Here is a 17,084-nt window from a genome sequence, read left to right as displayed (position 1 = left end):
GGGGCGGTCAGGAGGGGTTGTCCGCGTGGGTGAGGGTCGTCCAGGCGTTGAAGTAGTTGTCGGTGCCGGAGGGGCGGTGTGCCTCGGTGTACTTCTGGGTGTTGGACATGGCGATGCCGAGGCGGTTGTGGAGGGCGTTGAAGCCGACCTCGGTGACCTCGTCGAGGCCCTTCTTGACCGAGCCGCCGCACAGCCAGGACGGCACGGTGGCGCCGTTCTCGTACGAGGTGTGGAAGCCCAGTGTCTGGCGCAGCCGCTCCTGGATCTTCGGGTAGAGGTCCTGGCCCTGGATGCGGCTGGTCTCGGCGATGTCCGCGATGGAGGCGAGGCCCCAGCCGGTGTGCCCGAAGTCGCGGCAGGTCTCCTGGGAGAGGCCGTCGGCGAAGGTGCTCTGGTTCTGCCAGTACTTGACGATCTCGGCCTTGGTGTCGATGCTGCTGTTCGCGGGCGGCTCGGGCAGATCGCCGTCAGTGTTCAGGTAGACGTACGCCGGGACGCGGGCGAGGTAGGTGTTCACGGCCTTGTCGTAGCTGGTGCGGTCCTCGATGAAGACGGAGATGCCGATCGCCGCCTCGGTCATGACCAGTTGCCAGTTGCCGTTCTTGGTCTCGGCGCCGCTGATCACCTCGGGGAGGTACACGGTGCGCAGCATGGTCGCGAAGCGGTTGGAGTTCGACCAGCCGCCGTCGTAGGTGTACTTGATGATCTCGGCGGCCCGTGGCCAGGTGGATCCGGCCCAGCCGGTCTGCAGCGGGGCGTTGCTGTTGGTGTGATCGGTGATGGTCGCGGACCACGCGTCCATGATCTCGATCGCCTTCTTGGCGTATCTGCTGTCCCGGGTCATGTACCAGGCCAGCGCGTTGGTGTACGCCGCGATGGCGTCCTGGCGCTCGTCGGTGCAACCGTAGTTGGGGTTGGACGACGATCCGCATTCCACGACGGCCCGTGGCTTGGCGGCGCGCGACAGTGAGGCGTAGGAGCTGGCCATCATGTCGTCGTACGCGGCCTTCCAGGGCTGCTGACCGGCCTGCACCTTGGCCCGGGCGTAGTCGAGCTGGCCGCGGCTCACCAGCACTCCGGGGTGGGTGAAGGTGGTCGGCGCGGCGGTCGCGCGGGGGGCCGGGCCCGTGAGCTGAAGGCTCAGCAGTCCGGCGAGCAGGGCGAGAACCCTGAGCAGGGCGGTTCTGGTGCGTGCCATCCGATGACCTCTTCCATGCTCGATGGCCTGGACCATTGGATAGTCGTGGGCATGTCAATCATTGTCAATGCTCGCGTATGTGATCGACGTTCAGCTCCTTGTCCATGGGTACTCGGCAGTAGCGGGCAAACGACGCGAGCCCCGAGGTCGCCGCCCTCGCGCCGCCGCCCCGGCTGGCCCGCCTGACCTCGCACTTCTGGACGCTGGCCTACCTGGGCACCCGCCAGGCGCCGGGCTCGTTCACTCGTGAGCCGCGCTGTGCGTGTGCAGACGGAGGAACGCGGGCGCGTGGGCGGAGCCGCGGGCGAGGGTGTAGGTGACGATCGTCAGGCCGGGGTCGGCGGGGACTTCGAGGGCGTCGTAGTCGAGGTCCAGGTCCCCGGCGCAGGGCCTGGGCGACATGCTCAAGGCAATGCAACCGCAGGTGCGCACCGTGGCCGACGGCGAGGAGATCTTCCCCGGCGTCCACGTCATGTTCACCCCCGGCCACAGCCCCGGACACGCCGCCTACGTCATCAACGCCGGCGGGCAGCGGGTGGTCGCCTTCGGCGACGCCTTCCACTCCCCGATCCAGATCAGCCACCCGCTGTGGGAGGTCCCCGCCGACCACAACGTTGAACAGTCCACCAGCCTCCGCCACGGCCTCGTCCTCGAACTCGCCAAACCCGACACCATCGGCTTCGGCATCCACTTCGCCGACGTGCCCTTCGGCCGCGTCCGCATCGAGAACGGCCAGTCGACCTGGCGCCCCATCGACGCCTGACAACGACCGACCATTGGAGTGCCATGAACCTCAACCTCACCGCCAAGACCGCCATCGTCACCGGCGCCAGCCGGGGCATCGGACTCGCCACCGTCCGGACCCTCGTCGGCGAAGGCGTCCGTGTCGTGGGCGCCGCCCGCACCGTCACGCCCGAGCTGAAGGAAACCGGCGCGCACACGGTGTCCGCCGACCTGAGCACCACGGAAGGAGTCTCCGCCCTCATCGACAGCGCGCTCGCCGAACTGGGCGGCATCGACCTGCTGGTCAACAACGTGGGAGGCGGGGACGGGGCAACCGTCGGCTTCCTCGACATCGACGACACCGAGTGGACCAGCGCGTTCGACATCAACGTGCTCAGCACCGTCCGTGCCACCCGGGCGGCACTGCCCAGCCTGATCGAGCGCCGGGGAGCGATCGTCAACGTCTCGTCCATCCTGGCCCTGATGCCTGGCGGTTTCCCGGCCGCCATCAGCTCTACCAAGGCGGCTCTCACCGCACTCGGCAAGTCCCTGGCCGAGGAATTCGGCCCCCGGGGCGTACGCGTGAACACCATCTCCCCCGGCCTGGTCAACACCTCCGTCTATCAGGACCCCAACGGCACGGTCAGCCAGTGGGCTGCCGCATCCGGCATGAGCCTTGCCGAATTCACCCAGCAGATGGTGACGGCCCAGAACGTCACGACCGGCCGCATGACCGAGCCCGAGGAAGTGGCCGCCCTGATCGCGTTCCTCCTGTCCGACGTGGCCGGAAACATCACCGGCGCCGACTACGTCATCGACGGCGGCACGATCAAGACCGTCTGAACCGGAAGCACGCCAGCGGAAGGACCGCCCCACCGCGCCGGGTAAGGGGTCAGGCGGTGAGGCGGCGGACGGCCTCAAGGAGGGTGTCGACGTCGCGCCCGGTGGTGGAGAAGCAGGTGACGAAGCGGCAGACGCCCGGCTCCCAGCGGTCGTGGTAGAAGGTGAATCCTTCCCTCAGGAGTTGGTCGATGACCGGTTGCGGGAGGCGGCAGAAGAGGATGTTGGCCTCGACGGCGTGCAGCAGCTCGGCACCGGGGAGGGCCTTGAGCTCATTGCCCAGGCGGGCGGCCATCGCGTTGGCGTGGGCGGCGTTGCGCAGCCAGAGGCCGTCGGTGAGGTAGGCATCGAGCTGGGCGGACTGGAAGCGCATCTTGGAGGTGAGCTGGCCGGCGCGCTTGGCCCGGAAGGACAGTTCAGGGGTGAGGGCGCGGTCGAAGACGACGATGGCGTCGGCGGTCATGGTGCCGTTCTTGGTCGCCCCGAAGGACAGGACATCGACACCGGCCTGCCAGGTCAGCTCGGCGGGAGTGCAGCCCAGGGCGGCGACCGCGTTGGCGAAGCGGGCCCCGTCCATGTGGAGGCGCAGGCCCGCGTCCTTGGCGATACGGGCCAGGGCACGGATCTCGTCGGGGGTGTAGAGAGCGCCGGTCTCGGTGGCCTGGGTGATGCTGAGCACGGAGGGCTGCACGCTGTGCACGTCGCCGACTTTCCGCGTCGCGGCAGTGCCGAGCTGGGCCGGGTCGATCCGGGCGTCGTCGCCGGGCAGGGGAACGAGTTTGGCGCCGTTGGTGAAGAACTCCGGGGCGCCGCATTCGTCGGTGTTGATGTGGCTGTCGCGGTGGCACAGCACGCTGCCCCAGGGCGGGGTGAGGGCGGCCAGGCTCAGGGCGTTGGCCGCGGACCCGGTGGAGACCGGCAGGACATCGACGTCACGTTCGAAGATCTCGTCGAAACGGGCTCGGGCGCTGGCGGTGAACCGGTCGGCGCCGTAGGGCAGGTCCTGGCCGGCGGCCGCGGCGGTGACGGCCTGGACGATCTCCGGACAGGCGCCGGCGGCGTTGTCGCTGGTGAATATGGGCTGGGGTGCGGAGGGAGCGGTGACGCTCATGTTCAGGGGGTGTCTTTCAGCTGATGATGGGGGAAGCGATGACGACGGTGACGTCGGCCGCTTCAGGGCCGGTGCGGTAGACGTGCGGGGCGTCTCCCGCGAAGGCGAGCAGATCGCCGGAGCGCAGGTCGGTAGGGGCGTTGGCGGGCCCGGCGGTGAGGTGGCCGGAGGAGACGAGCAGGTGCTCGATGGTGCCGGTCGCGTGCGGCACACCGTCCAGGTGCGTGCCGGGAGGCATGCGCAGCCGCCAGATCTCCAGGCTGTTGCCGCTGCTGATCCGGCGCAGCAGCTCGCGTCCCACTTCGCCTTCGGTCAGGTCGGTGCCGGGCACGAACACCGGCCCCGGGTCGGTGTCGCGGGCCAGAAGGTCGGTCAGCGGAATGCGCAGGGCGATCGCGAGCGCGTCGAGGGTCTCGATGGTCGGGTTGCCCCGCCCGCCCTCCAGCTGCGACAGCGTCGCCTTGCTCAAGCCCGCCCGGCGGGCCAGCTCGGCACTGCTCATGCCACGCTGCTCACGGCGCTGGCGGATCTGCGCCCCGACCGCGATCGCGGTGCTGCTGGCGGGCCGACGGTCGCCGGGTGAGGGAGGAGCCATCACCGCTCCCGGTGGGCGGCGCTGTAGGAGACGCGGATCCGGCCCTTCTTGACCTTCAGCGTCGGCAGCACGACGTCGGCGAGGTCACCGAGGCTGTGCACGTGCGTTCCCCCGCACGGAGCCGAGTGCAGCTGGGCCAGGTGCACGATGCGGCGCCCCTCGGCATCGTTCTCCCAGGTCACGGGCAGATCCTGCGCGATGGCCTCGGCCACCTCCCTCCGCAGCGCCTCGGTGGCCTCCTCCCGGCCCTCCGGGGAGTCCAGACGAGCGTCGGGCTGGGGCGCGGTGAACTCGATCCGGGCCTGGCCGGGGAAGTGGCTGTTCGCGGCCAGCGCCCAGCCCTGCGCCCGCCCGGCCGCCTCGATCAGGTGGCCGGCCGTGTGCAGCGCGGCATGTGCGATGCGCATCGGAAGATCGACGCGGACCTCGACCGGCTGCCCGACCGAGAAGACCGGCAGCGCCGCCTCACCGCAGGCCACGGCCACCACCAGGCCGGAGTCCTGGTCCCGCACGGGGGCGATCTCATGGCCGTCCACCCACCCGCGATCGGCGGGCTGTCCCCCGCCCTGCGGATGGAACAGACAGTGCTCGACCGCCACCCACGGCGCGCCGTCACGCTCGCCTATAGCGGTCACCTGGGTATGGGCCTGCTCTTCGTACGTATCCGCGTAGTAGGCGGGAACCTGCATGACACCCTCACTAGGAAATCTGGCGAACTCTACGTTCACTATAACGAACGATACATCCCACTGTCGCAGGAGCGCGTGAGGTTCTTACGAAGGGGTGACGTGGCCTGCGAATCCCCCGTGGCCACCCTGGCGGCTTCGGAGGATGGGCCATGTCGTACCCCCTACGAGGAGGCAGCAGATATGAGCACACGCCGCAGGACCCGTACGAAGAGCCGTGCGATCGGCCTGTCCGTAGCCGTGACCACGGTGGTGGCCGCCGTGGCGACGTTCAGTCTGGCCAACGCCAGCGAGGAAACCCCCACGGCCGCCGCCGGTGCGGACCACGCGGTGTTCGTGCAGGGCAACGAGGTGTCCGGCAACACCATTCACATCTTCAAGCGCTCCGACACCGGCAAACTGACCGCCGCCGACACGTACAAGACCGGAGGGAAGGGAGCGGTTGCCACGGGCGCGCCCACCGACGCGCTGGCCTCGCAGGGGTCCCTGGTGTACGACGCGCGTCACCGGATGCTCATCGGTGTCAACGCGGGCAGCGGGTCGGTCACCTCGTTCAGCGTGTCCGGCCAGAAGCTCTCCGACCGCCACTCGGTCTCCTCCGGTGGTGACTTCCCGTTGTCGGTCGCGGTGTACGGCGATACCGCCTACGTACTCAACGGCGGCGGCGAGGCATCCGTACAGGGCTTCACCATCACCGACAACGGCCTGAAGCCCATGCCCGGCTCGAAGCGCTCGCTGGGCGTCAAAGGCCCCGCGGTGCCGGTCTTCAGCGACAATCCCGCGCAGGTCTCGTTCACACCCGACGGCAAGAACCTGGCGGTGACCATCAAGTCGACCAACACCATCGAGGTCTTCCCCGTCGGGTCCGACGGCGCCCTCGCCCAGAAGGCGGTCTCGAACAAGTCGGCGGGCAACGTCCCCTTCGGCTTCACCTTCGACCAGGGTGGCCGGATGTTCGTCACCGAGGCGGAGAAGTCGACGGTCAGCACCTACGAGGTCGGGGCCGACGGCAAGCTGACCACCGTGTCGGCCGCGGTGCCGAACGGGCAGAACACACTGTGCTGGATCCAGGCCGCAGGGGGCTTCTTCTACGGCGCCAGTACCGGCAACTCCACCGTGTCCGCCTACAGCGTGGACTCCGCCGGGAAGGTCAAGGTGGTGGCCAAGCAGGCGGTGCCGCTGTCGGCTGACTCCCGCGGGGCGATCGACATGGCGGCCTCCGCCGACGGCGCGTTCCTCTACGTGCAGAACGGCACGACAGGCAACGTCGACGGTTTCCGGGTCGAGGCCAACGGAAAGCTGACGCTGGTCACCAAGGCCACCGACGGCCTGCCCCGCTTCTCCGCCGAGACCGGTGGCATGGAGGGCATCGTCGCGGCGTGACCCTCCCCAGCATCCGATCATCCGACGCCGCGGACATCCTCCAGCGCGTGTCTGCGGCGTCGTGGTCTCGGCAGCGCCACGGCCGCAATGTCAGCAGCGGCAGCCGCGTGATCGCCTTGTCCTGGGCCCTGAAGCCGGGCTCCTCGGACTGCTTGCCCGTCGCGCTGCGGTGTTGGATCGCGTAAGGGTGTGGGCACTTGGACCAGCGGGACTCAGGGTGGACACGGTCGTTGAAGAACGTGCCCGCGCCGTGGGCGAGGGCCTGCCTTGCCATGTGGTGCTCACCCCTCAGGGCCTGATGCTGGCCTATTGCCCTTGCTTCTGCATCGGATCGCACCAAGGCTGGCACTTCTGAACTCCACACTTCGCCACGCACCCGGACCTGGATGCCGCGGCGTCAGGGGCCAGGCCCAGTTGCGTGCTTGGCACACTATTTCTTGATCTACTCCGTCCCGGTTTCACCTCCAGCCCCGACACCGGATGGTCCGGGACGACGGGGGCCTACGGCGGCACGGACCGCCGGACGATGGCTTCGCTGATGGCGGCGGGCTTCATGGACCCGCCACCCCAGCTTCAGGTTCCTGGGGGATGGACCGCGAGCTTCTGGAACGACACAGAGCCGTGGGACGTAGGGCCGAGGGCGGCATCGAGTCGTTGACCGGATTGCCGCCGGACACATCGGGCAGGGCTTTGCCTAACCGGCCACCTCGTACTGCCCCACCTCGCGGAAGTAGCGCAGAGCTTCCGGGGAGCCGTCGTCGAGGGCAGCGTTGGCTGCGGCGCGCAGGGCATCACTGGTGTTCGGAGCCGCGAGCAGGCGAGCTATGTAGACGGCGTCGTCCTCGGCTTGGGCCAGTCGGTAGCCGGTCTCCAGCCAGGCGCGCATCTCCTCCGGGGAGTTGTCGTCCAGGAGCTTGTCGGCCTCCTCGATGACTCGCTTGTCCTTGTTCTGCGTTGCTACGTGGAGGATGCGGGCGATGGCGACCCGGTCGTCCTCGGCCTGAGCCAGTCGGTAGCCGGTCCGCAAGAAGGTGCGCATGTCGTCCACGGTGCCGTCGAGGGCCTCATTGGCCTCTCGGACGACCCCCCGACCGCTGTTCTCGTCCGCCAGGATGGTGGCGATCGCTACGCGCAGCTCGTCCTCCGACATCTCGTCCACCGGTGTGCCGGACACGGTCGCCACGGCGGTGGTGACAGGGGCCGCCGAACCGTTGGCAAACGCCGGGGCGGTGAAGAGGAGGGCCGGGGTCAGGGCGGTGGCCACGACGAGCAGAACGGCTCGCGTCGGTCTCATGAAGGTATGCCTCCGTGTTCGAACTTCAGGTATGCAGATGATCACCTATGCGCGCCAAAATCGCACCAGGAATTGGTTAGTCCGGAAAAGAGCACTGTGGGTGCGGCAGTCCCTCACTCGGGGCGAGGGCCGACCACTGATGGATTCGGTGCACGCAGCGCCTTGGGGCGTCGCCGGTGTGCTCTACGGTCCCGAGACCCTGCGTCCCGTCCACGATGAGGGCCGGGCCGGGCGCATCAGGGTGGGTGTACTCGGGCGGCGTCCGTTTTGTGTTCAAGTGGGGCCGACTTCGACAAGATCAAGACTCGCGCAACCGTGCGAAACTGCCGCCCACCTTCCGTCCCAACCCTTGCTTTACTTATCGAATCTCGATAGATTTCTATCGCTATTCGGTGGAAGGATGAGTCATGGGAAAGCTGACCGTGCGCGCGCTGCGCGCCGTGCTCGTGGTGGTGCTCGCCGGCACCATGTGCGTACAGGCAGGGATGGTGTGGGCGTTGGTCAGCGGGAGCGACCCGGAGGACGGGTCGCTCCCACTGACGGCGCTGCGCGTGGCCACGATCCTGGGCATGGTGTCGGTCCAGGTCGCCCTGGTCTGCGTGTGGCGGCTGGTGGCGATGGTGCGTCGCGGAACCGTGTTCTCCCCCGCCGCCTTCCGCTATGTGGACGGTGTGATCGGCGCGATCGTGGCGACTGCCCTCATCTGGTTCGCGGTCACGGCCATCAACGCGCCGGGGCAGCGGGACGACCCGGGCGTCACCGTCATCATGGGCGGGATCGGCCTGGCCATCCTGGGGGTCGCGCTCATCGTGCTCGTACTGCGGATGCTGCTCACCCAGGCCGTCGCGCGCGACGCCGAAGCGTCGCAGATGCAGGCCGAGTTGGACGAGGTGATCTGATGCCGATCACCGTCGACATCGACGTGATGCTGGCCAGGCGGAAGATGTCCGTGGGCGAACTCGCGGACCGCGTAGGGATCACGCCCGCCAACCTGGCGGTACTCAAGAACGGCCGCGCCAAGGCGGTGCGCTTCGCCACGCTCGCCGCTCTCTGCGACGTGCTCGAGTGCCAGCCGGGCGACCTGCTGCGCTGGGAGGCCGAGGACGCCGCAGGCGAATGACGTGCCTTTCAAGATCGCGGCTGGTCGAGGTTCCCGGCCCTCGCGATCCGCGCGGTGTACGGCACGCTTTGGGTCGTCGTGCTCGCGCTAACCGCATGCGCGGTTCCGGCCGGAACGACCTCCCTGCTGGCAGTGGGTGAGTGGATCACCGACGATCCGCCGTCCGTCCCGGAGCACCTTGGCGTACGGCCCGACCCGCTGTCGCCGAAGCGGTGCCTGCCGACGGAGGCGACGGTGCGGCGGCGCGTTGGACCGGGCGGTGGGTCGCTAGCTGGCCGACCGTCGCGCGACGGAAGCACGCCTTCTCCAGCCGCGGATGGATCAGCGCCAGTAGTCGTTGGCGGCGGCGATGGTGGCGAACTCTGTGGCAACCACCTGGCCTATGGCGATGAGGGAGCCGGAGTTCTCCGCGTATTCGGGTCTCAGTCGGGTGCGGACCTCGGCGTCGGGCTGAGGCGCCTTGATGACGAGACGGGCCATCTTGAGGGCCAGATCGCGGCCCTCCTGGGGAGTGGCGGTCTTGAGGGAGTTGTTGGGAACAAGTTCCATGACGATGCTCCGGCAGGTGGGAACGGTGGTTGCGGCCGTTCGGCCATGGTGGGGGTGGCGATGCCACCGCGGGCGGCGTGGGGGGCGCGGTCAGCGTCCGGGGACGGGAAGGTCGCCCTCGACGTACTGGGCACGGCCGTCGGCGAACGACCAGTCGTCGGGGCCGTTCTCGAAGTAGCTGATGAACAGGTCCTTGCCGTCGACACCGACTTCGGCGAGCTGCGCGGCGAGCGTCCTGTAGAGGTGCTGCTTGTCCTCGGTGCCGCGGCCGCGCTGGGTGAAGATGTGGACGACGACGGTGCCGCCGGGGGTGCGCTGGAAGCCGAGTCCGGCGTCCTCGGCGATGATCTCGTCCGGGTCGTGCTGGGTGATGATCTGGAAGCGGTCGCGCTCGGGGATCTTCAGGACGTCGATGAGGGACTGCTGGACGGCGTCGGCGATGGCCTTGATGGCCTCGGGGTCGCGGCCGCGGATCAGATCGATGCGTACGAGGGGCATGGTGGGCTCCTTGGGGCGTGGACGTCAGGGCCTGAGGGGAGCCACGTGCCGTAGTCGGCGATGGCTGTGGCGGGTGTGAGGCCCGCGTCGTCGAAGGCGTGCTTGATGGTGGCGATGTCGGCGGGTGCGGCGGGCGATCTCGGTGACGTTCTGCTCGGCCGGGGCGAAGGCGCGGCCGCGGTCGTCGACGTTGTCCGCGTGGTTGTCGTGGCTGACCAGGACCAGGTCGGTGTCCGCGAACCGGTCCTCGGTGACCGCCGGGCCTTCGGCCCTGGTCAGATAGCCGTACGAGCCCGGGGCGTCGGAGGTCGGGGCGGAGACGATGCGCAGTCCGCCGAGGTCGAGATCGGTCATGGGGCCGCCCACCACCATGGCCGAGCCGTCGTGACGAAAGAGAAGGAGGGAAGGCGATCCCATCGTGCCGGGGCTCCTTGGTCGGGGCAGTAGGAGGGAGCCGTGCTGGGGCGCCGGGGGGTCCGGCGGCTCCATGTCCCTCCGCCGTCGAACGTAGGGAGACCGTGCCGGTAAGCGGAAATGCCGCTCCGGCTGAAGCTATGCCTCACCTGCATCGATGCAGGTCGCGGCCGCGACCAGGGCCGCGTCCAGGAAGCGGCGCAGCAGTGCGGACCCCGTGTCCGGGCGGTAGGCGAGGCGGACCGGGCTGGGCGGCGCGCCGGTCACCGGCAGGAAGCGCAGCGCGGGGTGGTGGATGCGGCGTTCGGCGACCTCGGGGACGATGCCGATGCCGCGCCCCGTGGCCACCGATTCGATCCACTCGTCGAAGTTCGCGGTCTCGACGTAGCGCCGTGGTCCGTCCCCGTGCGGCCAGCACCAGGCGCCGGTCGTGCCGCTGACGGTGTTGACGACGAGGGTCCACTCGGGGGCGTCCTGCCAGCGCAGAGCGTCGGCCACAGCCTCCGGGGGATGACCGCGGGATACTCCGTCGCCCGGGTGTTCTTCGCGGGCGTGGACGGAGACGCGCTGCTCGTCGTACAGGTCCACCGTCCGCACGGTGGCGCCGACCGGTCTGCCCCCGCGTACCAGGGCTACGTCTACGGCCTGGCGGTCGAGGGCGTCCAGCGGGTCGTCGCAGCGCACGAGTTCGACCCGCGCGTCGGTGTCGCGCTCGAAGCCTGCGATGGCACGCTGCGCCCAAGGGTCGGGCAGCAGCCAGCTGAAACCGAGCCGTACTACGGACTCACGGCGCGCCGCGGCCACGGCCATATCGAACGCGGCGAGGGTGCGCTCGGCGTGGACCAGGAATTCGGCGCCCGTATCGGTGAGTGCGACGCCGCGCGACGAGCGGTCGAGCAGGCGCACCCCGAGGCCCGCCTCCAGCTGGGCGACGGTGCGGCTGAGGGCGGGCTGCGTGATCAGCAGCTCCTCGGCGGCCCGGGTGAACGAGCGGTGCCGGGCCACCGCGGCGAACGCCCGCAGGTGCCGCAGCTCGATGCCGGACGCGCCCGCGTGGCCGGAGGCCGTCACCGCTGCCTCACACTATGCCTGGGACACATGAATGCAGCGTAACCGGCATTTCCCTCCCCGCGCACGCGGCCTGGCGTCGATCGTCCCGGGCCCGCTGAAGGCGATCTCGGCCGGGTTGCGGACCAACGGCCCGTGGGAGCGCCACCGACAGTTCCTGCCATCCGACCAGCCACACCGACCGCACGGCCACAACCGGCCTTCTACAGAACGAAATTGGGGCCCATCCACCGAAAACTTCCCATCCGGCGGCCCTCGTTGACCCCAGGAACGGAGTGTTAGGGTCCGATACGGGCGAAGATCAACTTCCGCGCCCCGACAGTCGCGACCGGCCGTCGCTTTCGTTTCCCTCTCCCGCTCTCATGGATGGATGGCGCCTATATGTCTATGCCGCTCGACCCGCCCCCTGCAGGCCAGGACGGCCGACAGCCGCAGCTGAGCCTGGCCACCGCCGCCGCGCGGAATCTGGCCAGTACGACCAAGACTCCTCCGCAGATGCAGGGACTCTCCTCGCGATGGCTGCTGCGCCTGCTGCCGTGGGTGCAGGTCTCCGGAGGTACGTACCGGGTGAACCGCCGGCTCACGCACACCCTCGGCGACGGCCGGGTCGAGTTCGTCGCCACCGGCACGGACGTCCGGGTCATCCCCACCGAGCTGCGTGAGCTGCCGCCGCTGCGGGACTTCACGGACGAGCAGACGCTGGGCGCGCTGGCGGAGCGGTTCGAGCAGCGGGAGGTGGCCGCCGGCGAGACCATCGTGGAGTCGGGCCGCCCGGCCGACGAGGTCGTTCTCATCGCGCACGGCAAGGGCAACAAGCTGGGCACCGGCAAGTACGGCGACCCGACCGTCCTCGGTGTGCTCGCGGACGGCGACTACGTCGGCGAGGGGCTGCTGACCGGCTCGGCCGCCGAGTGGGAGTTCACCGTGCGCGCGGTGACGACGTGCACCGTCCTGAGCCTGTCGCGGGCGGCGTTCGAGGAGATCCAGGGCCGCTCGGAAGGACTGCGCACGCATCTGGAGGCGCTTCGCTCCGCCGCGCGGCCGCCGCAGAACAAGCAGGGAGAGGCCGCCATCGACCTGGCCTCCGGCCACGAGGGCGAGTGGACCCTGCCGGGCACCTTCGTCGACTACGAGCTCAGCCCCCGCGAGTACGAGCTGAGCGTCGCCCAGACCGTGCTCCGCGTGCACAGCCGCGTCGCCGACCTCTACAACGACCCCATGAACCAGGTGGAGCAGCAGCTCCGCCTCACGGTCGAGGCGCTGCGCGAGCGCCAGGAACACGAACTGGTCAACAACCGTGACTTCGGCCTCCTCCACAACGCGGACCTGAAGCAGCGCATCCGTACGCACAGTGGCCCGCCCACTCCCGACGACCTCGATGAGCTGATCTCGCGGCGGCGCAAGACCCAGTTCCTGCTTGCTCACCCGAAGGCGATCGCGGCCTTCGGCCGGGAGTGCAACAAGCGCGGGCTCTACCCGCAGGGCGTGGAGCTGGAGGGCCACCAGGTGCCGGCCTGGCGTGGCATCCCGATCCTGCCCTGCAACAAGCTCCCGGTCAGCCCCGCGGGCACCAGCTCCATCCTGGCCATGCGCACGGGCGAGGAGGACCAGGGCGTCGTCGGCCTCCACCAGACAGGCATCCCCGACGAGATCGAGCCCGGCCTCAACGCCCGCTTCATGAGCATCGACGAGAAGGCGATCATCTCCTACCTGGTCAGTACGTACTACTCCGCGGCGGTACTCGTCCCGGACGCGCTCGGCATCCTCGAAGACGTCGAGATCGGCCACTACGAGAACTAGAGAGTGCCAGGCGGGTCAGGGCGCGCGCCCCCGAGGGGCGCCGGTAACCGCGCGACCGGCAACGCGACACGCGCGCCCCGCACCCGCCCCGGCGTGATCCGCCGGACACGGCTTGACCGCACGCTTCGCATTCAGGAAAGGGCCGGGCACCCGTGACACAGCCTTTTGAACTGCCGGACTTCTACATGCCGCACCCCGCGCGCCTGAACCCTCATCTGGAGGAAGCGCGGCAGCATTCGAAGCGGTGGGCCCGGGAGATGGGCATGCTCGAAGGCTCGGGGGTCTGGGAGGAGCGGGACCTCGACGCGCACGACTACGCCCTGCTGTGCGCGTACACCCACCCTGACGCGCCCGGCCCGGCCCTTTCCCTGGTGACCGACTGGTACGTGTGGGTCTTCTTCTTCGACGACCACTTCCTTGAGGAATTCAAGTACACGAACGACCGGGAGGGCGCCAAGGCGTACCTGGACCGGCTGCCGCTCTTCATGCCGACCGACCCGGCCGCGGCCGTCCCCGAGCCGACGAACCCGGTCGAGGCCGGTCTGGCCGACCTGTGGGCCCGTACGGTGCCGAGCATGTCGGCCAACTGGCGGGCGCGGTTCGCGGAGAGCACCGAGAACCTCCTCAACGAGTCGTTGTGGGAGCTGTCGAACATCAACGCCCACCGCGTTCCCAACCCCGTCGAGTACATCGAGATGCGCCGCAAGGTCGGCGGTGCCCCCTGGTCGGCGGGGCTCGTCGAGTACGCGATCGGGGCCGAGGTGCCCGCGCCGGTCGCCGCGTCACGCCCGTTGCAGGTGCTGCGGGACAGCTTCTCCGACGCCGTGCACCTGCGGAACGACCTCTTCTCGTACCAGCGCGAGGTCGAGGAGGAAGGAGAGAACAGCAACGGCGTGCTGGTCCTGGAGACCTTCCTCGGCTGCGCCACACAGGAGGCCGCCGACGCCGTCAACGACCTGCTCACCTCCCGCCTTCAGCAGTTCGAGAACACCGTCTTCGCCGAGCTCCCCCCGCTCTTCGCCGAGACCGGCCTGAACCCGGACCAGTGCGCGGCCGTCCTCGCCTACGTCAAGGGGCTGCAGGACTGGCAGTCGGGCGGCCACGAGTGGCACATGCGGTCCAGCCGCTACATGAACGGGAGCGGGGCGGAGGGAAGTGCGGCCCCGTCGGGACTCGGCGGGTTCTCGCTCCTGCCGAGCGGGCTGGGCACCTCGGCGGCGCGGATCGGGCTGACGACCACCCGCCGGGCCGAGGCCGGCCGGTCGCGGAGCTTCACCCATGTCCCGCATCAGCGCGTCGGGCCCTCGCGACTGCCCGACTTCTTCATGCCCTTCACCACCCGGCTCAGTCCGCACCTGGACGGCGCCCGGCGGCACGTGGTCGAGTGGGGACGCCGCATGGGCATGCTCGAAACCCAGCCCGGCATCCCCGGCTCACACATCTGGACCGAGCGCAAGCTCGCCGGTTTCGACTTCCCCCTGTGCGCGGCCGGCATCCACCCCGACGCCACTCCCGAGCAGCTCGACATCACTTCCGGCTGGCTGACCTGGGGCACGTACGGGGACGACTACTTCCCCGTCGTCTTCGGCCACACCCGGGACCTGACCGGGGCGAAGGCCGCCAACCAGCGGCTCTCGTCCTTCATGCCGGTGGACGGCTCCGCGCCGCCCACCCCCGCCAACGCGCTGGAGCGCGGCTTGGCCGACCTCTGGACCCGCACCGCCGGCCCGATGACCCCGCAGGCCCGCCGCACCTTCCGTACGGCCATCGAGGACATGACCTCCAGCTGGCTGTGGGAACTGGCCAACCAGGCCCAGAACCGTATCCCCGACCCCGTCGACTACATCGAGATGCGCCGGATGACCTTCGGCTCCGACCTCACCATGAGCCTGTGCCGACTGGGCCACGGGCAGCAGGTCCCACCCGAGATCTACCGCAGCGGCCCGCTGCGCTCGTTGGAGAAGGCCGCCGCCGACTACGCCTGCCTCCTCAACGACGTCTTCTCCTACCAGAAGGAGATCGAGTACGAGGGCGAGGTGCACAACGGTGTCCTGGTCGTCCAGAACTTCTTCAACTGCGACTACCCGGCCGCCCTCGGCATCGTCCACGACCTGATGACCTCCCGGATGCGTCAGTTCCAGCATGTCGCGCAGCACGAACTCCCCGTCGTCTACGACGACTTCAAGCTGGGTCCGGACGCCCGCCGCATCCTGGACGGCTACGTGCGCGAGCTGGAGAACTGGCTGTCGGGCATCCTCACCTGGCACCAGGGCTGCCGCCGCTACGAGGAGGACGACCTGCGCCGCGACCTCCCCGGGCGTCCGCACCGCCGCCTCGACATCCCCACGGGTCCGGGAACCTCGGCCGCCCACCTCCCCCGGCTCACGCGACGGCGGTAACGCCCCGGCGTTTCCCTGCTCCCCGGCGAGCCGGTGGGCCCCCGCGGGCGGCGTCATCGCGGCGACACCCGGTCCACCACAATCGAAGAGCTTCACCTCCGCCATATCCGTAAAGGGATAATTTGCCCGGTAAGCACGGACCAAGGCTCCGCGCAGAACGCCTGACCCCGGGCGATGCCGCACTCCAGGCAGCGCCACACAGGAACGGGCCTGGTCAGCGGCGCTGAAGACACGACGGAGGCAGCCGGTGGGAGACGTCGGAATCGACCGCAGGGCGTTCCTGGGCGGAGTCGGCTCGATCGCGGTCGGCGCATCCGCCGCAGCGCTCACCGGGTGCGAGAGCGGCGGCCGGAGCGCCACCAAGAGCAGCAAAACGCTCGTCGTCCGCAACTTCGGTGGCTCCTATGGCGCGGCGAGCCGCAAGGCCGTCTACGACCCGTTCACCAAGGAAACCGGCGTCCGGATCAAGGTGGTGAATTTCGAGAACACCCAGATGCTTGCCCAGATCAAGGAAGGCCGTCCGCGGTTCGACGTGATGGACATCGACATGTCCAATCTGGTGCGCTTCGAGCACGAGGACGCCTCCGAGGAACTGGACTACGGCCGGCTGAAGAACGCCAAAAACGCCGGAATCGCCGAGTCCCTGCTCACCCCCAATGGCGTGGGCAAGAGCTACTGGGCCAGCGTCCTCGCCTATCGCACCGACGCCTTCGGCCGGAGGAAGCCCGAGTCGTGGGCGGATTTCTGGGACGTCGACGCCTTCCCGGGCGGCCGGGCGCTGCAGGGCACGGTGGACTGGCCGGAGCTGGAGTTCGCCCTGCTCGCCGACGGTGTGCCGCTCGACAGGCTTTACCCGCTCCATGTGAACCGTGCTTTCAAGGTCCTCGATGAGATCAAGAGCTCCGTGCGGACATTCTGGGAAGGCGGCGCGGAGCCGGGCCGACTGCTGGATCACGGCAGGGTCACGGCCTCCAGCTCGTGGGCCGGTCGCCTCCAGGGTCTGATCGAGCGCGGGTCTCCGCTCGCCTACGAGTGGAACGGCGCTCGCAGACAGAGCAACGGCTACGGAATCCCCAAGGGCTCCGCGAACCCCGACGGCGCCTATCGGCTCATCGATTTCGCGCTGCGCCCCGAGGTGCAGGCCCACATGGCACGGATCTACCCCGACGCACCCGTGGTGCCCGCCGCCTACGGATATCTCACCGAGGCCACGGCGGTGAACCTGGCGAGCACCCCTGGGCACCTGCTGTCGGGCTTCGACCTGGACGTCGAGTGGTGGCTCAAGAACCAGGACTCCGTGACCAGGCGCTGGCAGGAGTGGGCACGCGACTGACCGACCGAATTGCGCAATATGCTCGCATATAGATCTGTATGATAAAGAGATCTATGGCCAGGCATCTTGGTCG

Annotated in this window: 18 protein-coding genes; 8 read left to right on the top strand and 10 right to left on the bottom strand. The window is 69.1% G+C overall.

What is annotated here, in order from left to right:
- Window positions 1-7 precede the first annotated feature (7 nt).
- Both ACZ59A_RS25800 and ACZ59A_RS25795 read right to left on the bottom strand, forming a co-directional pair.
- Entirely contained in the window at window positions 8-1,198 is a 1,191-nt protein-coding gene (locus tag ACZ59A_RS25800; RefSeq protein WP_470962632.1) for an alginate lyase family protein, read from the bottom strand.
- A 240-nt stretch (window positions 1,199-1,438) separates the two neighbouring features.
- Window positions 1,439-1,600: an MmyB family transcriptional regulator gene (locus ACZ59A_RS25795; protein ID WP_470962629.1), complete on the bottom strand. Its 162-nt coding sequence runs from the start codon at window positions 1,598-1,600 to the stop codon at window positions 1,439-1,441.
- A 10-nt stretch (window positions 1,601-1,610) separates the two neighbouring features.
- Between ACZ59A_RS25795 and ACZ59A_RS25790 the strand changes: the two genes are divergently transcribed.
- Window positions 1,611-1,961, top strand: coding sequence for an MBL fold metallo-hydrolase (locus tag ACZ59A_RS25790; RefSeq protein WP_470962626.1), 351 nt, complete (start codon window positions 1,611-1,613; stop codon window positions 1,959-1,961).
- Window positions 1,962-1,984: 23 nt separating this feature from the next.
- The gene (locus ACZ59A_RS25785) at window positions 1,985-2,764 is read left to right on the top strand and encodes an oxidoreductase (protein WP_470962623.1); all 780 of its coding nucleotides are present in this window, start codon (window positions 1,985-1,987) and stop codon (window positions 2,762-2,764) included.
- A 49-nt stretch (window positions 2,765-2,813) separates the two neighbouring features.
- Here the strand turns inward: ACZ59A_RS25785 and ACZ59A_RS25780 are convergent, their stop codons facing one another.
- The 3 genes from ACZ59A_RS25780 to ACZ59A_RS25770 are packed head-to-tail and all read right to left on the bottom strand — an operon-like array spanning window position 2,814 to window position 5,156.
- Entirely contained in the window at window positions 2,814-3,872 is a 1,059-nt protein-coding gene (locus ACZ59A_RS25780; RefSeq protein ID WP_470962620.1) for a threonine aldolase family protein, read from the bottom strand.
- Window positions 3,873-3,888: 16 nt separating this feature from the next.
- Window positions 3,889-4,467, bottom strand: coding sequence for a helix-turn-helix domain-containing protein (locus ACZ59A_RS25775; protein ID WP_470962617.1), 579 nt, complete (start codon window positions 4,465-4,467; stop codon window positions 3,889-3,891).
- On the bottom strand, window positions 4,467-5,156 hold the full coding sequence (locus ACZ59A_RS25770) for an alanyl-tRNA editing protein (protein WP_470962614.1): 690 nt from the start codon (window positions 5,154-5,156) through the stop codon (window positions 4,467-4,469). Before ACZ59A_RS25770 ends, ACZ59A_RS25775 begins: the two co-directional genes overlap by 1 nt.
- A gap of 180 nt (window positions 5,157-5,336) precedes the next feature.
- Between ACZ59A_RS25770 and ACZ59A_RS25765 the strand changes: the two genes are divergently transcribed.
- A complete protein-coding gene (locus tag ACZ59A_RS25765) occupies window positions 5,337-6,536 on the top strand; it encodes a lactonase family protein (RefSeq protein WP_470962611.1) in 1,200 nt (399 codons plus the stop codon).
- A gap of 694 nt (window positions 6,537-7,230) precedes the next feature.
- Here the strand turns inward: ACZ59A_RS25765 and ACZ59A_RS25760 are convergent.
- Window positions 7,231-7,830 (bottom strand): ALF repeat-containing protein, encoded by a 600-nt coding sequence (locus tag ACZ59A_RS25760; protein ID WP_470962608.1) that lies wholly within the window; start codon window positions 7,828-7,830, stop codon window positions 7,231-7,233.
- Between the two features lie 407 nt (window positions 7,831-8,237).
- On the opposite strand from ACZ59A_RS25760, the gene ACZ59A_RS25755 reads away from it, so the two are divergent.
- On the top strand, window positions 8,238-8,729 hold the full coding sequence (locus ACZ59A_RS25755; RefSeq protein WP_470962605.1) for a DUF2975 domain-containing protein: 492 nt from the start codon (window positions 8,238-8,240) through the stop codon (window positions 8,727-8,729).
- Window positions 8,729-8,950: a helix-turn-helix domain-containing protein gene (locus tag ACZ59A_RS25750; RefSeq protein ID WP_470962602.1), complete on the top strand. Its 222-nt coding sequence runs from the start codon at window positions 8,729-8,731 to the stop codon at window positions 8,948-8,950. Before ACZ59A_RS25755 ends, ACZ59A_RS25750 begins: the two co-directional genes overlap by 1 nt.
- 321 nt (window positions 8,951-9,271) lie before the next feature.
- On the opposite strand, the gene ACZ59A_RS25745 is transcribed toward ACZ59A_RS25750, so the two are convergent.
- The 4 genes from ACZ59A_RS25745 to ACZ59A_RS25730 form a co-directional block, all read right to left on the bottom strand.
- Window positions 9,272-9,499: a hexameric tyrosine-coordinated heme protein gene (locus ACZ59A_RS25745; protein WP_470962599.1), complete on the bottom strand. Its 228-nt coding sequence runs from the start codon at window positions 9,497-9,499 to the stop codon at window positions 9,272-9,274.
- Window positions 9,500-9,589: 90 nt separating this feature from the next.
- Window positions 9,590-9,997, bottom strand: a complete 408-nt coding sequence (locus tag ACZ59A_RS25740; protein WP_470962595.1) for a tautomerase family protein — start codon at window positions 9,995-9,997, stop codon at window positions 9,590-9,592.
- Window positions 9,998-10,021: 24 nt separating this feature from the next.
- Complete coding sequence (locus ACZ59A_RS25735) at window positions 10,022-10,414, bottom strand: hypothetical protein (RefSeq protein WP_470962592.1); 393 nt, start codon at window positions 10,412-10,414, stop codon at window positions 10,022-10,024.
- A 135-nt stretch (window positions 10,415-10,549) separates the two neighbouring features.
- Complete coding sequence (locus tag ACZ59A_RS25730) at window positions 10,550-11,482, bottom strand: LysR family transcriptional regulator (RefSeq protein ID WP_470962589.1); 933 nt, start codon at window positions 11,480-11,482, stop codon at window positions 10,550-10,552.
- A 384-nt stretch (window positions 11,483-11,866) separates the two neighbouring features.
- Here ACZ59A_RS25730 and ACZ59A_RS25725 point away from each other — a divergent pair, with 384 nt between their 5' ends.
- The 3 genes from ACZ59A_RS25725 to ACZ59A_RS25715 all read left to right on the top strand — a co-directional run bounded on the left by ACZ59A_RS25725 (window position 11,867) and on the right by ACZ59A_RS25715 (window position 17,011).
- On the top strand, window positions 11,867-13,279 hold the full coding sequence (locus ACZ59A_RS25725) for a family 2B encapsulin nanocompartment shell protein (protein WP_470963143.1): 1,413 nt from the start codon (window positions 11,867-11,869) through the stop codon (window positions 13,277-13,279).
- 152 nt (window positions 13,280-13,431) lie between these two features.
- Window positions 13,432-15,678, top strand: coding sequence for a family 2 encapsulin nanocompartment cargo protein terpene cyclase (locus ACZ59A_RS25720; RefSeq protein WP_470962586.1), 2,247 nt, complete (start codon window positions 13,432-13,434; stop codon window positions 15,676-15,678).
- Window positions 15,679-15,925: 247 nt separating this feature from the next.
- A complete protein-coding gene (locus ACZ59A_RS25715) occupies window positions 15,926-17,011 on the top strand; it encodes an ABC transporter substrate-binding protein (RefSeq protein WP_470962583.1) in 1,086 nt (361 codons plus the stop codon).
- Window positions 17,012-17,084 lie beyond the last annotated feature (73 nt).

This window comes from Streptomyces sp. NPDC040405, assembly GCF_055595765.1.
Note: the sequence above shows the minus strand (reverse complement) of the source record. Positions and strands in the feature narration are given on the sequence as shown.

Coding starts and splice junctions, on each gene's coding strand:
- ACZ59A_RS25745 (WP_470962599.1), bottom strand. CDS start 9,499: ATGGAACTTGTTCCCAACAACTCCCTCAAGACCGCCACTCCCCAGGAG.
- ACZ59A_RS25800 (WP_470962632.1), bottom strand. CDS start 1,198: ATGGCACGCACCAGAACCGCCCTGCTCAGGGTTCTCGCCCTGCTCGCC.
- ACZ59A_RS25725 (WP_470963143.1), top strand. CDS start 11,867: ATGCCGCTCGACCCGCCCCCTGCAGGCCAGGACGGCCGACAGCCGCAG.
- ACZ59A_RS25750 (WP_470962602.1), top strand. CDS start 8,729: ATGCCGATCACCGTCGACATCGACGTGATGCTGGCCAGGCGGAAGATG.
- ACZ59A_RS25785 (WP_470962623.1), top strand. CDS start 1,985: ATGAACCTCAACCTCACCGCCAAGACCGCCATCGTCACCGGCGCCAGC.
- ACZ59A_RS25740 (WP_470962595.1), bottom strand. CDS start 9,997: ATGCCCCTCGTACGCATCGATCTGATCCGCGGCCGCGACCCCGAGGCC.
- ACZ59A_RS25735 (WP_470962592.1), bottom strand. CDS start 10,414: ATGGGATCGCCTTCCCTCCTTCTCTTTCGTCACGACGGCTCGGCCATG.
- ACZ59A_RS25770 (WP_470962614.1), bottom strand. CDS start 5,156: ATGCAGGTTCCCGCCTACTACGCGGATACGTACGAAGAGCAGGCCCAT.
- ACZ59A_RS25790 (WP_470962626.1), top strand. CDS start 1,611: ATGCAACCGCAGGTGCGCACCGTGGCCGACGGCGAGGAGATCTTCCCC.
- ACZ59A_RS25755 (WP_470962605.1), top strand. CDS start 8,238: ATGGGAAAGCTGACCGTGCGCGCGCTGCGCGCCGTGCTCGTGGTGGTG.
- ACZ59A_RS25775 (WP_470962617.1), bottom strand. CDS start 4,467: ATGGCTCCTCCCTCACCCGGCGACCGTCGGCCCGCCAGCAGCACCGCG.
- ACZ59A_RS25765 (WP_470962611.1), top strand. CDS start 5,337: ATGAGCACACGCCGCAGGACCCGTACGAAGAGCCGTGCGATCGGCCTG.
- ACZ59A_RS25760 (WP_470962608.1), bottom strand. CDS start 7,830: ATGAGACCGACGCGAGCCGTTCTGCTCGTCGTGGCCACCGCCCTGACC.
- ACZ59A_RS25780 (WP_470962620.1), bottom strand. CDS start 3,872: ATGAGCGTCACCGCTCCCTCCGCACCCCAGCCCATATTCACCAGCGAC.
- ACZ59A_RS25795 (WP_470962629.1), bottom strand. CDS start 1,600: ATGTCGCCCAGGCCCTGCGCCGGGGACCTGGACCTCGACTACGACGCC.